Raw genomic sequence first — 14,191 nt, forward strand, 5'->3', positions numbered from 1 at the left:
AAGCAAGACGGGCGCGCCTCTCGCGGGCGTCAACGCCACAACGTAAAGGGTGTGCCCGCGACCGCACCATCGAAATAGCGTGATCCGCGCGCATCGAGCCGCGCCACCACCCGCCCGTCGCTCCCCAGAAGAAGGAGGTCGGGGTTCCCGAAGCCGATGCTTTCCAGATGCCAGGCGGAGATGCGGCCGAGATCCGGCGTGACGCAGCCCATCGACGTCGCCGGGCCACCGCCAGGGCCCGGACCGAGCGTCAACTGGCACCCGCAGCCCGGCGATCCGTCGCTGGCGAGCCAGGGGCCGGGAAGATCGGAGCCGGTCCAGACTCCACCCCGCCGCGCGGATACGGAGCGACCCGCCACTGCGGCCGCCCTCGGCGGCGCGACCGGAACCGCAACCTGCCCGGGTCGGCACATCGCACCGGTGGTCGACGGCGCGGCGGCGACAGGATCGACGGATGCGATCGCGACCGGCGGCGGCGCCATAGGGGCGACGCTGCCGGCGGCTGCGTCCGGGCGGGGATTCGGGGCGGGCGCAACGATCTGCGGCAGTGCATCGGGGCCCGCGGACGGAGCGTTCGCCGCCATCTCTTCCAGCACCGAAGGCTCGGCAGTGATGGAGGGCACCGTCTGATAGGCGGTCGGAGCCAGCATATTCATGGCGTCGTCCGTCCCGCACCCGGCCGCCGCCAGCGGCACGGCGAGCACGAGCAAGCAGGACCAGCGCCTCGTGGTCGGCCTCATCATGCCAAGCGCATAGCGGCCCACACGGCGGCTGCAAAGGCTCGCGCGCTGCCGGCGGCCGATTCTCGGCCGGTGTTGCCGTTCTGTTTCAGTTCGACCCGCAGGCGTATTTCGCCTTCGCCTCGCGGCGCCGCGCGTGCAGGATGAGCTCGGTATACCCGTTCGGCTGCTCGCGGCCCTTGAAGACCAGATCGAGCGCAGCCTGGAAGGCGACGCTCTCGTCGAAGCCCGGCGCCATCGGACGGTAGAGCGGATCGCCCGCGTTCTGCTCGTCGACGACCTTCGCCATGCGCTTCATCGTCGCCGTGACCCGGTCGCGGTCGACGATGCCGTGATGCAGCCAGTTCGCGATGTGCTGGCTGGAGATGCGCAGCGTCGCGCGGTCCTCCATCAGGCCGACATTGCTGATGTCGGGCACCTTGGAGCAGCCGATGCCCTGCTCCACCCAGCGCACCACGTAGCCAAGGATGCCCTGGACGTTGTTGTCGAGCTCCTGCTGGATCGCCTCGGGCGACCAGTTCGGCCGGCGCGCGATCGGGATCGCGAGGATGGCGTCCATGGCGGCGCGCCCGCGGGAGCGCAGCTCCTCCTGGCGGGCGGCGACATCGACCTGGTGGTAGTGCAGCGCATGGAGCGTGGCCGCAGTCGGCGACGGCACCCAGGCGGTGTTCGCGCCGGCCTGCGGGTGGACGCCCTTGGCCGCCAGCATGTCGGCCATGCGGTCCGGCATGGCCCACATGCCTTTCCCGATCTGCGCACGGCCGGGCAGCCCGCATTCGAGGCCGACGTCGACGTTCCAGTCCTCGTAGGCCTGCAGCCAGGGCGCATTCTTCATGTCGCCCTTGCGGATCATCGGCCCGGCTTCCATCGAGGTGTGGATCTCGTCGCCGGTGCGGTCGAGGAAGCCGGTGTTGATGAAGACGATCCGGTCGCTTGCCGCGCGGATCGCTTCCTTGAGGTTCAGCGTCATCCGCCGCTCCTCGTCCATGATCCCGATCTTCATCGTCGTGGGCCGCAGCCGGAGCAGCCGCTCGATGCGCCCGAAGAGCTCGCCCGCGAAGGCCACCTCCTCCGGCGAGTGCATCTTCGGCTTCACGATGTAGACGGAGCCCCGGCGGCTGTTCTTGCGGCGGCCGTACTCGCCGACATCGTGCAGCGCGATCGCCGTGGTGATCAGGCCGTCCAGGATTGCCTCCGGGATCTCGTTGCCGGCGGCATCGACCACCGCGTCGGTCATCATGAGGTTGCCGACGTTGCGGACCAGCATGAGGCTGCGCCCGGGCAGCGTCAGCACGTCGCCGTCCGGCGTCCGGTACAGGCGGTCGGGATTGAGCGCGCGTTCCACGGTGCCGCCGCCCTTCTCGAACGACGCGGTGAGTTCGCCCTTCATCAGGCCGAGCCAGTTGCGGTAGGCCAGCACCTTGTCCTCGGCGTCGACCGCCGCAATGGAATCCTCGAAGTCCACGATGGTGGTCACCGCCGCCTCGAGGATCACGTCGGCGACGCCGGCCGGATCCGTGGCCCCGATCGGATGATCGCGGTCGATGCGGATCTCGATGTGCAGGCCGTGGTTGACCAGGAGGATCGCGGTCGGGGCATCCGCCTGGCCTGCATAGCCGGCGAACTTCGAGGCGTCGGCGAGGTGGGTCGCACTGCCGTCGGCGAGCTTCACCACCAGGCCGTCGCCCGCGATGTGGTACGCAACGGCATCGCGGTGGGATCCGTTGGCGAGCGGCGCCGCCTCGTCGAGAATCGCCCGCGCGCGATCGATTACCTTTCGGCCGCGCACGGGATTGAACTTCGCACCCCGCTCGGCGCCGTCGGCATCGGGAATGACGTCCGTGCCGTAGAGCGCGTCGTAGAGGCTGCCCCAGCGCGCGTTGGCCGCGTTCAGGACGTAGCGGGCATTGGTCACCGGCACGACCAGCTGCGGCCCCGCGATCGTCGCGATCTCGGGATCGACATTGGCGGTGGTCACCTCGAAGGCTTCGCCCTCGGGCCTGAGATAGCCGATCTCGCGCAGGAAGGCCTTGTAGGTCTCGAACTCGAAGCCGGCGTCGCGGTGATCCCGGTGCCAGCGGTCGATCTCGGCCTGGAGCCGGTCGCGCTCCTGAAGCAGCGCGCGGTTGCGCGGGGCGAACTCGGCGACGATCCCGTCGAAGCCGGCCCAGAAGGAATCGGCGGAGACGCCGGTGTTCGGCAGGACCTCCTGGTTGACGAAGTCGTGAAGCACCCGCGCGACCCGAAGGCCTCCGATCTCCACGCGTTCCGCCATTCCGAACCTCCTGCCACCCGGTCTGCGAAGAGGCTCGCCTCCTCCAAGATTGCTGCATAGCAGCAACCTCGTTCGAAATGCCACTGCATACGATTGGTCTTTAGTCGGACACTGCCGACGAGGCGTTCAAGGCGAGGGCGAGAGAAGATCAAGCAGCGTCAGCGCGACCACCTCGGCCGCCTTCCGAAGGTCGGACAGCGGCAGGCGTTCATCGGCGCGGTGCGCGTTCGCCTCCTCGATCGTATGCGGACCCGCGCCATAGAGCACGATCGGAATCCCCCGCTCCGCATAATGGCGCGCGTCCGTGTAGAGGGGGACGCCTTTCGCGACGACCGGCTCGCCCATGAGGCGGCTCGCGTGGCGGCAGAGCGGCTCGACCAGGCGCCCGGCGCCCGGCAGTTCGACCAGCGGCAGCGCCAGGAGGATGCGGCGGATCTCGACGGACGCGCCGGGGTGGCGCCCGGCGATGCCTTCGATGAGGTTCCGGAGTTCCGCCTCGACCTCGGCGGGGCTCTCCTCCGGGACGATGCGGCGATCGAGCCGGAAGGTGATCCTGTCGGGCACGACATTCGTGTTGATGCCGCCGTGGATGAGGCCGACGGTGATCTGGGGCGAGCCGATCCCCGCCACGTCCGAGCGCCGACCGGCGAGCACCTTACGGTAGGCGTAGAGGGCGGCGAGCACATCGGTCACGACCTCCAGCGCGTCGATCCCCGTGTACGGCATGGCGGCATGCGCCGAGCGGCCCTTCACCTCCACCTCGAGATGCAGGCAACCGTTGTGGGCCGTCACGACGGCGTAGGAAAAGCCGGCGCCGATGGCGAGGTCGGGCGCGGTCACGCCTTCGGCGAGCAGCCATCCGGGGCCGATCTCTCCGCCCGCCTCCTCGTCATAGGTGATGTGGAGCTCGACCGTGCCGGCGAGCGGCACCTCGGCCGCCTGCAGCGCGAGGAGCGCATAGGTATAGGTCGCGATGTCGGACTTCGAGACGGCCACGCCGCGGCCGTACATCCAGCCGTCCCGCACCGCCGCGCCGTAGGGATCCTCGCTCCACCCGTCGCCCGGCGGGACCACGTCGCCATGCGCGTTGAGGGCGATCACCGGGCCCGGCCCGAAGCTCCGGCGGACGATCAGGTTGGTGCAGGACACCATGCCGTGGCGGCGGGCGAGGTCCGGCGGGACGGGATGGCGCTCGACCTCGAAGCCCAGCGCCTGGAGAGCGCGCGCGGTCTCCTCCGCATGGCGGGCGCAATCGCCGGGCGGATTGTCGGACGGAACGCGGACGAGGGTCGCGAGGAAGGATTCCATCTCCGCCCGCCAGGCGTCGAGATACGTGGCGATCCGTTCGGCAGGCGTGCTCATCGCGGCTCCGTCCGATCCATCAGTTGAAGAAGGAGCCGCAGGAGCACGTCGAGCGCCGCACCCGCATCCTCCGCGGTGATCGCTTCCGCCGGATTGTGGCTCACGCCGCCCCGGCAGCGCACGAACAGCATGCCGATGGGGCAGAGCGGCGCAAGCGCCATCGCATCGTGGCCGGCCCCGCTCGGCAGGAGGCGCACGGGCAGGCCGGCCGCCGTCACCGCCGCGGCCAGCGCGTCGATCAGCCAGGGGGAACACGGGACGGCGGGTGCCGCATGGGTGAGACGCATTTCGGCGCGGACGCCGCGCCGGCGCCCGATCTCCGAAAGCCGCCTCCCGACCTCCTCGAAAGCCGCCTCCCGCCGGCGATCGACGGGATGCCGAAGGTCGATCGTGAACTCCGCCCGGCCGGCAACGACGTTGACGGCGCCCGGGGCCGCAGCGATCCGTCCGACGGTGGCGACGAGGTCCGGCTCGGACTTCCCCACGGCTTCGACGGCGAGCACCATCTCGGCTGCCGCCGCGAGCGCATCGCGGCGGAGCGCCATCGGCACGGTGCCGGCGTGGCCGGGCTCGCCCCTCACCTCCGTTGTCGCCCGCGTTGCGCCGGCGATGGCGGTGACGACGCCGACGGGAAGTCCTTCCCGCTCGAGCACGGGGCCCTGCTCGATATGGACCTCGACATAACCCACCACATCTTCCGGGCGACGCGCCAGGCTGGCGATCCCCGACGGATCGCAGCCGAAATGGAGGAGCGCCTCACGCAGCGTGACGCCGTCCTCGTCGCGCATGTCGAGCGAAGCGGGATCGAACGCCCCGGCGAGTGCGCGCGAGCCGGAGAGCGTGGTCGGGAAGCGCACGCCCTCCTCGTCGCCGAACGCGATCACCTCGATCGCGGCGGCAGGGCGGATGCCTCTCGCCGCAACCTCCTCGACGGCGGCAATGCCGACCAGGACGCCGAGCGGGCCGTCATAGCGCCCGGCCTGGCGCACCGTGTCGATGTGCGATCCGATGAGGAGCGCCGGGGCGCTCCTTTCGCGGCCCTCATACCGGCCGACCACGTTTCCGACCGCATCGATCCGGGCGCTCATTCCCGCTTCGCGCATCCACTCCATGACCTGGGCAGCGGCGTGGGCATGGGCAGGCGAGAGGTAGAGGCGGGTGAGGGCGTCGGGTTCGTCGCTGAAGCCGGCGAGCAGGTCGAGCCGCTCCATCAGCCGCCGGGCGGCAGCATCAGGGGGACGGCTCACGCAGGCATCCGGAACGGGTGCACCGCGTGCCAGTGGCGCGCGATGTCGATCCGTCGGGCAATCCAGACGCGATCATGACCGGCGACGTAATCGACGAAGCGTTCCAGCGCGGCGGCGCGGCCGGGCCGGCCGGCGAGGCGGCAGTGGAGCCCGATGGACAGCATCTTCGGCGCGCCCTCCCTGCCCTCCCGGTAGAGGACGTCGAAGGAATCGCGCAAGTAGGCGAAGAACTGGTCTCCCGAATTGAAGCCCTGAGGCGTCGCGAAGCGCATGTCGTTGGCGTCGAGCGTGTAGGGCACGACGAGCTGCGGCCCGGTCGGGCCCGCCACCCAGTACGGGAGGTCGTCGGCGTAGGAATCCGCGGAATAGAGGAAGCCGCCCTCCTCCATGACGAGCTGCAGCGAGTTCATAGAGGCCCGTCCCGTGTACCAGCCGAGCGGGCGCGCGCCCGTCGCTTCGGTGTGGATGCGGATCGCCTCGCGCATGTGCGCGCGCTCGGTCTCGATGTCGAAGTCCTTGTACTCGATCCACTTCAGCCCGTGCGAAGCGATCTCCCAGTCCGCCTCCTTCATGGCCGCCACCTGATCGGGCGAGCGCATGAGCGCGGTCGCCACGCCGTAGACGGAGACCGGGATCCCCTTGCGGGCGAACAGGCGGTGGAGGCGCCAGAACCCGGCGCGCGCGCCGTACTCGTAGATCGATTCCATGTTCCAGTGCCGCTGCCCCGGCCAGGGCTGCGCACCGACGATCTCGGAGAGGAACGCCTCCGATGAGGGGTCGCCGTGGAGGACGTTATTCTCGCCGCCTTCCTCGTAATTGACCACGAACTGAACGGCGATGAAGGCCGCGCCCGGCCAGGACGGGTCGGGCGTCTCGCGGCCGTAACCGCGGAGATCGCGGGGATAATCCGGCGTGAGTCTTCCGGAGTGCGCGGGGCTCATGCGCGCGAGATGACCGGAGAACGGCTGCCCGCGCAAGCGGCGCAGCGAGCGAGTTCAGCCGGATTCGATGGCCGAAGGATTCACGATGCCTTCGGCGATATCGGACAGTTCCTCGTCGGTCGCCTTCTCGTCCTCCAGGATATCGCCGAGCTGGCGCTGGTCCTCCTCCAGCCCGAGCGAACTGGCATAGGTCGCCAGCGTTCCGTAGAGCGCGATCTCGTAGTGTTCGACCCGCTGGGCGGATGCGATCAGCGCGGCGTCGCGGAGCGGCCCCGGCTCGATCATCTCCAACATCTTCTCCGCCTCCCGGAGAATGGACTGCATGGCCTGATCGCTGTGCTCCTTCGGCGCAGCCTTCAGGCGCTTCAGGATTGCCTCGACCTGCTCGCCATGCGCACGGGTCTCCTCGCGATGGAGGCGGAAGGCCTCCTTCAGATCGCCGTTCTCCGCCGCTTCCGACATCCGAGTAAGCGCCTCCGCCAGCATGGCCTCCACGCTCCGGGCCTCCTGCAGCTCGGCAATGTACATCTCGCGAAACCTCTCGATCTGCATCGGCCTTTCCTTCGACACTGCCGTTCCTCGCCAGGAAAATGCATCGCGCTGGACCGCAGTTCCGAAAGCTGCGGGAACCGCGGGCGGCAGGCATCGTTCAGCGGCAATGGCCGACATGAGGGTTTCCGACCCGCTTCTCCTTTCGCCGGTGCCGCCGGAGGAGAGGCGGCTTCCGATCGGTGCCGAGCCGATGGACGGCGGCACTTCGTTCCGCGTCTGGGCTCCGGCGCGCGACAAGGTGAGCGTGATCGTCCAGGGGCTTGGCGACCACGCGCTCGCCAGGGAGCCGAGCGGCCATTTTTCCGGGTTCGTGCCCGGCGCCGGCCCCGGCGGCCGATATGGGTCCGGTTGGGGGGCGAGGACGGGCTCTGCCCCGATCCGGCCTCGCGGTGCCAGCCCGACGACGCTGAGGGATGGTCCCTGATCGTCGATCCGGACGCCTATCGCTGGCGGGACGGCGCCTGGACCGGCCTGGAACTCACGGGGCAAGTGCTCTGCGAAGTCCACATCGGCACGTTGACGGACGAGGGAACCTGGGCGGCGGCCACGACCCGGCTGCCGCATTTCCGCGACCTCGGCGTCACGGCGCTCGAGCTGATGCCGGTCGCCGACCATCCCGGACGGTTCGGCTGGGGCTACGACGGGGTGGCGCTGTTCGCGCCCAACCACAATTACGGCAGCCCCGACGATTTCCGCCGTTTCGTGGATGCCGCGCACGAGGCGGGCATCGGCGTCATCCTCGACGTCGTCTACAACCATTTCGGCCCGAAGGGCGGATGCCACGGCCGCTTCGCCGATAGCTGGTGGAACCGCGATCTCGATTCCGAATGGGGCGCGCCCCTCAATTTCGACCGGGAGGGATCCGAAGGCGTGCGCGAGTTCGTGCTCGCGAACGTCCGCTGCCTGACCGAAGAGTATCACCTCGACGGCCTCAGGATCGACGCCACCCAGGCGCTCCACGACGGCTCCGAGCCCCACATCCTGGCGGAGATCGTCCGCGTTTGCCGGGAAGCGGCGGGCGGCCGAAAGGTGCTCGTCCTCGGGGAGAACGAACCGCAGCGGGCGGAGCTGATGCGGGCGCGCCAAGACGGCGGCCTCGGCCTCGACGCGCTCTGGAACGACGACTTCCACCACAGTGCGCTCGTCGCCGTAACCGGCCGGCGCGAAGCCTATTACACGGACTACGAGGGCAGCCCGCAGGAGCTCGTCTCGGCGGCCAGGCGCGGCTACCTGTTCCAGGGCCAGTTCTACGCCTGGCAGGGCAAGCGCCGCGGCACGCCCGCCTTCGACGTCCCGCTCCGCCGCTTCGTGAACTACCTGGAGAACCACGACCAGATCGCCAATCTCGGCCACGGGCGGCGCCTGCACCAGCTGACGAGCCCCGGCCGGGCGCGCGCGATCACCGCCCTGCTCCTCCTCGTCCCCGGCACGCCGCTGCTTTTCCAGGGGCAAGGCTTCTGGAGCTCCAGGCCGTTCCTCTATTTCGTCGATTTCGATGGGGAGCTCGGCGAGAGCGTGCGATCGGGGCGGCTCGATTTCGTGAAGCAGTTCGCCAGCCTGGCGGCAGCGGATTCGGAGGGCACGCTTCCCGATCCCACGGACCGGTCCACGTTCGAGCGCTGCAAGCTCGACTGGGGCGAGGCGGAGCGGAACCGAGAAGCGGTCGCCCTGCACCGGGACCTGATCCGGCTGCGCCGCGAGGATCCGGTGCTCTCGCATTCCGATATTGCGATCGACGGCGCCGTGCTCGGGCCGGAGGCGTTCGCGCTCCGCTTCCTCAGTGCGGCGGACGACAGGCTGCTCCTCGTCAACCTCGGGCCGGACCTTTTCAGGCGGTCGATCGCCGATCCCTTGGTGGCGCCCCCGGCCGGCGGGGAATGGCGCCTCGCATGGTCGAGCGAAAGGCCCCAATATGGCGGATCGGGAACCCCGCCCGTCGAGACGCCGGAAGGCTGGCGCCTTCCTGCCCACAGCGCAATCCTGATGAGGCCGGACCATGAACCCTCCTGATCCGATCCGCACGATCGACGCCGCCAGCCTGCGGCAGGAGCAGGACCGCGAATATTTGATCGCGAACGGCCTCGGCGGCTATTCCTCCGCCGGCATCCTCGGCGACATCACGCGCCGCTATCACGGGCTCCTGGTCTCGTCGCTGCCCGCTCCGTTCGGGCGGACCGTCATGCTAACGGCGCTCGACGAGCACGTGCGGCTCCCGGACGGGACCATCGTGCGTCTCGGCACCGGCGAGAACGCCTGCCTTCCGGCCCATTTCCGCCTCGAGCTCAACCTGCCCGTATGGCGGTACGAGGTGGCCGACGGTATCGTGATCGAGAAGCGGATCGGGATGCGCCACCTGCAGAACACGGTGGACGTGATCTACGATTTCGAAGGGCCTTCGGACGCCTCGCTGATGCTCCGCCCGTGGCTCGGCTTCCGCGAGATCGAAGCCGCCCTCGAGGGCAGGGAGCGGGCGGTCCCGGTTCTGCGCGCATCCGGCGCGCGCTACGAGGTCGAGACGCCGGACGGCCTGCCGCCCCTGCGCATGATGCTCGCCGGCGACGAGGCGCGCCTCGAACTCGACGGCGGGCGACATGCCGAGTTCACCTACAGCGAGGAGGCCCAGCGCGGCCATGCTTCGCTCGGACTGCTTTGGAGCCCCGGCGCTTTCACGGCTTCCCCGGAGAACGGGCGGATCGCCTTCTGCGCCTCGACCGACCCCTGGTATGCGATATCCTCGCTGACCGGCGCCCAGTCGCTCGAATACGAACGGCAGCGGCGGCGCCGGCTCATCGCCATCGCCGATCCGAGCCTGCGCGAGGGCATGGCGGCCGAGCTCGTCCTCAGCGCCGATTCCTTCGTGATCGACCCGGTCGGCCGCCTTGCCGACAAGGCGCGTGCACGCGCGGTGGGTGACGAGGCGCGGACGGTGATCGCCGGCTATCACTGGTTCACCGACTGGGGCCGGGACACGATGATCTCGCTCGAGGGCCTCACGCTCACGACCGGGCGGCCCGGCGAGGCGGGATGGATCCTGCGGACCTTCGTGCATTACGTCCGCGACGGGCTGATCCCGAACATGTTCCCCGAAGGGGAGACGCACGGCCTCTATCACACTGCCGACGCGACGCTCTGGTTCTTCCATGCGCTCGACCGTTACCTCCGCCTGACAGGGGACTGGAACACGGTGCAGGGGATGCTGCCCGTGCTGGAGGGTATCGCGGACTGTCACTTGCGGGGGACGCGGTTCGGCATTCGCGTCGATCCGGAGGACGGGCTGCTGCGCCAGGGCGAGGAGGGCTACCAGCTCACCTGGATGGACGCCAAGGTCGAGGACTGGGTCGTCACGCCCCGCCGCGGCAAGCCGGTCGAGATCAACGCGCTCTGGTACAACGCCATGCGCCTGCTCGAATCCTGGCTGCAGCGCGCCGGCCACGGCGACCGCGCCGCCGCGATCGCCGGCCATGCCGAGAGGGCCCGGAGCGCCTTCAACAAGCGGTTCTGGTCGGACCGGCTCGGCCACCTCTACGACGTCGTCGACGGCGAGGCGGGCGACGACCCGGCGTGCCGTCCGAACCAGATCTTCGCGATCGCGCTTCCGCATCCCGTGCTCGATGAGGCGCGCTGGCGGCCTGTGTTCGAGACCGTGCGGGACCGCCTCCTCACGCCGGTCGGCCTGCGCTCCCTCGATCCCGGCCATCGCGATTACGAGCGCCGGTATTTCGGCGATCTGCGCGCCCGCGACGCTGCCTACCACCAGGGAACCGTCTGGGGCTGGCTGATCGGGCCCTATATCGACGCCTGGCTGAAGATCGATCCCGCCGCCGGGCCCGCAGCGCGGGACCTCCTTTCGGGCTATTCGACACATCTTTCGGAAGCCGGGATCGGCACGATCAGCGAGATCTTCGACGGCGACGCGCCGTTCATGGCGCGCGGCTGCATCTCGCAGGCCTGGAGCGTCGCGGAATGGCTGCGCTGCTGGGCGAAGGCATCGGAAGGCGCCGCGGCCGAAGCCGATGCGGAAGATCTGCAACCCGCGCGGGAATCCGCGCCGGTTTGAAAGCCGACAAAGAAAATAGGATCTACTCCGGAACCCAACCGTGCAGGTCACGTTGAACGTCGGCAAACCTTGTCGGGCGCATCCTGCGTCGTCTCTGTTGGTCGTCGATGCTCATGCCGGAACACCGATACCCCGTTGACGATCATCGCCGCATCTGGTCGTCGGACTCGACAGTCGGCGCTTTGAACGGGGGACACGGCCTTGGCGGGTGAGACGGTTCGGGTTGGCATCATCGGGGTGGGGAATTGCGCCTCGTCCTTCGTGCAGGGCCTGAGCTACTACCGCGAGGCGAACGGGAACGAACCGGTGCCCGGGCTCATGAGCCCTGCAATCGGCGATTATTCCGTCGGCGACATCGAGGTCTCGGCGGCCTTCGATGTCAGCGCGGCCAAGGTCGGACGCGACGTTTCCGAGGCGATCTTCGCGGCTCCCAACAACACGCAGTGTTTCGCCGAGGTGAAGCCGACGGGCGTGCGGGTCGAACGCGGGAACACGCTCGACGGGCTCGGCCGCTATCTGCGCGACGAAATCGAGGAATCGAACGCGCCGGTGGCGAACGTGACGGAGGTGCTGGAGCGCTCCGGCACGAATGTCCTCGTCTCCTATCTTCCCGTCGGATCGCAGCGCGCAACGGAATGGTACGCCGAGCGGGCGCTGGAGGCCGGCTGCGCCTTCATCAACTGCATTCCGGTCTTCATCGCCTCGAGCCCCGACTGGCGCCGGCGCTTCGAGGAGCGCAGGCTGCCGATCATCGGCGACGACATCAAGAGCCAGGTCGGCGCCACCATCGTGCACCGTGTGCTGGCGAACCTCTTCCGCGAGCGCGGGGTGCGGCTCGACCGGACGTACCAGCTCAATTTCGGGGGAAATTCCGACTTCCAGAACATGCTCGAGCGCGAGCGGCTGGAATCGAAGAAGATCTCAAAGACGCAGGCGGTGACGAGCCAGCTCGACGTGCCGCTGCCTGCCGGCGACGTCCATATCGGCCCGAGCGATTTCGTACCGTGGCTGAGCGACCGCAAGTGGGCCTACATCCGCATGGAGGGCACCGCCTTCGGCGGCGTGCCGCTCAATCTCGAGTTGAAGCTCGAGGTCTGGGATTCACCGAATTCGGCGGGGATCGTGATCGACGCGGTGCGGTGCGCCAAGCTCGGCCTCGACCGCAAGATCGGCGGCGCGCTGACCGGCCCGTCGAGCTATTTCATGAAATCGCCGCCGGAGCAGTTCACGGACAACGAAGCGCGCGATCTCACGCTGCACTTCATCAACGGGGACGGCCGAGGGAGCGCGAGGTCGTGACCGCGACGTTCCTGCTGGTGAGGCATGCCGCCCACGGGGAGATCGGCCGCGTTCTCAGCGGCCGCGCGGCGGGTATCGCTCTAGCGGAGGACGGCATCGCCCAGGCGCGGCGGCTGGCCGACCGGCTGAAGCGGGACAGCATTGCCGTCGTGCTCACGAGTCCTATCCAGCGTGCGGCCGAAACCGCGGCTATCCTCGGCGATGCCCTCTGCCTGCCGCCGAAGCCCGTCGAGGCGTTCACCGAAATCGATTTCGGCGCGTGGACGGGCCGCAGCTTCGAGAGCCTCAAGGACGATCCGGAATGCCGGCTCTGGAACGAGGCACGCTCCCGGGCGCGCCCGCCGGGGGGCGAAAGCATCCAGGAGGTGCAGGATCGGGCCGTCTCCGCCCTGGAGAGCATGCGGCGGGCCTATGCCGGCCTCGCCGTCGTCGTCGTGAGCCATGCCGACGTGATCCGGGCGGCGCTCGCCCACTATCTCGGCCTGCCCCTCGACAACCTCCTGCGCTTCGAGATCAGCCCGGCCTCCGTCAGCGCTTTGGCGGTGGGCGATTGGGGCGGCAAGGTCCTGATTGTGAACGAGGTGCCGGCCGGGTGAGGCGGAAGGAGTGCGCATGCGCATCGTCGTCTTCGGCCTGACAGTCTCCTCGTCCTGGGGAAACGGCCACGCCACGCTGTGGCGGGGGCTCTGCCGTGCGCTCGCGCGCCGCGGGCACCATGTCGTCTTCTTCGAGCGCGACGTCCCCTACTACGCGGACAGTCGCGATCTCCACGAACTGCCGGGCGGCCGGCTGGTCCTCTATCCGGCCTGGCACGACGTCAGCCGCAAGGCGGAGCGGGAAATCGCCGCTGCCGACGCGGCGATCGTGACGTCGTACTGCCCGGACGGCATCGCTGCCACCGATCTGGTGCTTCAGGCTTCGCGCGCGCTCCGCGTCTTCTACGACCTCGATACCCCGGTGACGCTGTCCCGGCTGAAGGCGGGGCAACGGCCGAGCTATCTCGGCCCGGACGGATTGTCGGGCTTCGACCTGGTCCTGAGCTATACCGGCGGTTCCGCCCTCGACGGACTCGCACGCACACTCGGGGCACGACAGGTCGCTCCGCTCTACGGGCACGTCGACCCGGACATGCACCGGCCAGTGGCGCCGAATCCCGCCTTCGACGCCGCGCTCTCCTATCTCGGCACCTATGCCGAGGATCGGCAGCCGGCGCTGGAGCGCCTCCTAGTCGAGGCGGCGCGCAGGCGGCCGGCCGAGCGCTTCCTGATCGGCGGCGCGCAATATCCTTGCGACCATCCCTGGGCGGAGAACATCCGCTTCGTCAGCCACGTCCCGCCGGCCGACCATCCGGCGTTCTTCTCCTCCTGCCGGCTGACGCTCAACGTCACCCGCCGTCCGATGGCGGCGATGGGCTGGTGCCCGTCGGGCCGACTGTTCGAGGCGGCGGCGTGCGGGGCGCCCATGCTGAGCGACCTCTGGAGCGGCCTCGACGCCTTCTTCACGCCGGGCGAGGAGATCCTCGTCGCGGAGAGCAGTGAGGACGCGCTCGCCGCGCTCGACCTTCCCGATGCAGACCTGAAGCGGATCGCGAACCGCGCGCGCGAACGGGTGTTCGCCGAGCATACGTCCGAGCGGCGTGCGGCCGAGTTCGAGCGCCTGGTCGGAGGGGCGCGGCCTCCGATCCGCGCGCCGGCGCTGGCCCACGCAGGGGCTTGACC

At 69.3% G+C, this 14,191-nt stretch carries 11 protein-coding genes and 1 pseudogene; 6 read left to right on the forward strand and 6 right to left on the reverse strand.

Translation table 11 applies throughout. The annotated features are described in order from the left end of the window. Nucleotides 1-29: 29 nt before the first annotated feature. The 6 genes and pseudogenes from ACUN0C_RS07985 to ACUN0C_RS08010 form a co-directional block, all read right to left on the reverse strand. Nucleotides 30-710 carry a hypothetical protein gene (locus ACUN0C_RS07985; RefSeq protein ID WP_445465802.1) on the reverse strand — a complete coding sequence of 227 codons (681 nt, stop codon included), beginning with the start codon at nucleotides 708-710 and terminating at the stop codon, nucleotides 30-32. 118 nt (nucleotides 711-828) lie between these two features. Beyond that, a complete protein-coding gene (locus ACUN0C_RS07990; RefSeq protein WP_445465803.1) occupies nucleotides 829-3,015 on the reverse strand; it encodes a malate synthase G in 2,187 nt (728 codons plus the stop codon). Nucleotides 3,016-3,141: 126 nt separating this feature from the next. Next, a complete protein-coding gene (locus ACUN0C_RS07995; protein WP_445465804.1) occupies nucleotides 3,142-4,377 on the reverse strand; it encodes an ArgE/DapE family deacylase in 1,236 nt (411 codons plus the stop codon). Continuing rightward, on the reverse strand, nucleotides 4,374-5,624 hold the full coding sequence (locus ACUN0C_RS08000) for an allantoate amidohydrolase (protein ID WP_445465805.1): 1,251 nt from the start codon (nucleotides 5,622-5,624) through the stop codon (nucleotides 4,374-4,376). Before ACUN0C_RS08000 ends, ACUN0C_RS07995 begins: the two co-directional genes overlap by 4 nt. A gap of 17 nt (nucleotides 5,625-5,641) precedes the next feature. Next, nucleotides 5,642-6,565: pseudogene (gene puuE, locus ACUN0C_RS08005) on the reverse strand (allantoinase PuuE); the annotation flags it as partial. Nucleotides 6,566-6,619: 54 nt separating this feature from the next. Continuing rightward, the gene (locus tag ACUN0C_RS08010; protein WP_445465806.1) at nucleotides 6,620-7,117 is read right to left on the reverse strand and encodes a YciE/YciF ferroxidase family protein; all 498 of its coding nucleotides are present in this window, start codon (nucleotides 7,115-7,117) and stop codon (nucleotides 6,620-6,622) included. A 106-nt stretch (nucleotides 7,118-7,223) separates the two neighbouring features. On the opposite strand from ACUN0C_RS08010, the gene ACUN0C_RS08015 reads away from it, so the two are divergent. The 6 genes from ACUN0C_RS08015 to ACUN0C_RS08040 all read left to right on the forward strand — a co-directional run bounded on the left by ACUN0C_RS08015 (nucleotide 7,224) and on the right by ACUN0C_RS08040 (nucleotide 14,189). Beyond that, the gene (locus ACUN0C_RS08015; protein ID WP_445465807.1) at nucleotides 7,224-7,541 is read left to right on the forward strand and encodes a hypothetical protein; all 318 of its coding nucleotides are present in this window, start codon (nucleotides 7,224-7,226) and stop codon (nucleotides 7,539-7,541) included. After that, complete coding sequence (locus ACUN0C_RS08020; RefSeq protein WP_445465808.1) at nucleotides 7,466-9,127, forward strand: alpha-amylase family glycosyl hydrolase; 1,662 nt, start codon at nucleotides 7,466-7,468, stop codon at nucleotides 9,125-9,127. The genes ACUN0C_RS08015 and ACUN0C_RS08020 overlap by 76 nt, the downstream gene beginning before the upstream one ends. Continuing rightward, the gene (locus ACUN0C_RS08025) at nucleotides 9,114-11,174 is read left to right on the forward strand and encodes an amylo-alpha-1,6-glucosidase (protein ID WP_445465809.1); all 2,061 of its coding nucleotides are present in this window, start codon (nucleotides 9,114-9,116) and stop codon (nucleotides 11,172-11,174) included. The genes ACUN0C_RS08020 and ACUN0C_RS08025 overlap by 14 nt, the downstream gene beginning before the upstream one ends. Nucleotides 11,175-11,375: 201 nt before the next feature. Then, the gene (locus tag ACUN0C_RS08030; RefSeq protein WP_445465810.1) at nucleotides 11,376-12,473 is read left to right on the forward strand and encodes an inositol-3-phosphate synthase; all 1,098 of its coding nucleotides are present in this window, start codon (nucleotides 11,376-11,378) and stop codon (nucleotides 12,471-12,473) included. After that, nucleotides 12,470-13,069 carry a histidine phosphatase family protein gene (locus ACUN0C_RS08035; RefSeq protein WP_445465811.1) on the forward strand — a complete coding sequence of 200 codons (600 nt, stop codon included), beginning with the start codon at nucleotides 12,470-12,472 and terminating at the stop codon, nucleotides 13,067-13,069. The genes ACUN0C_RS08030 and ACUN0C_RS08035 overlap by 4 nt, the downstream gene beginning before the upstream one ends. Nucleotides 13,070-13,085: 16 nt before the next feature. Then, nucleotides 13,086-14,189: a CgeB family protein gene (locus ACUN0C_RS08040; RefSeq protein ID WP_445465812.1), complete on the forward strand. Its 1,104-nt coding sequence runs from the start codon at nucleotides 13,086-13,088 to the stop codon at nucleotides 14,187-14,189. Nucleotides 14,190-14,191: the final 2 nt, after the last annotated feature.

It is taken from the genome of Faunimonas sp. B44 (assembly GCF_052655945.1).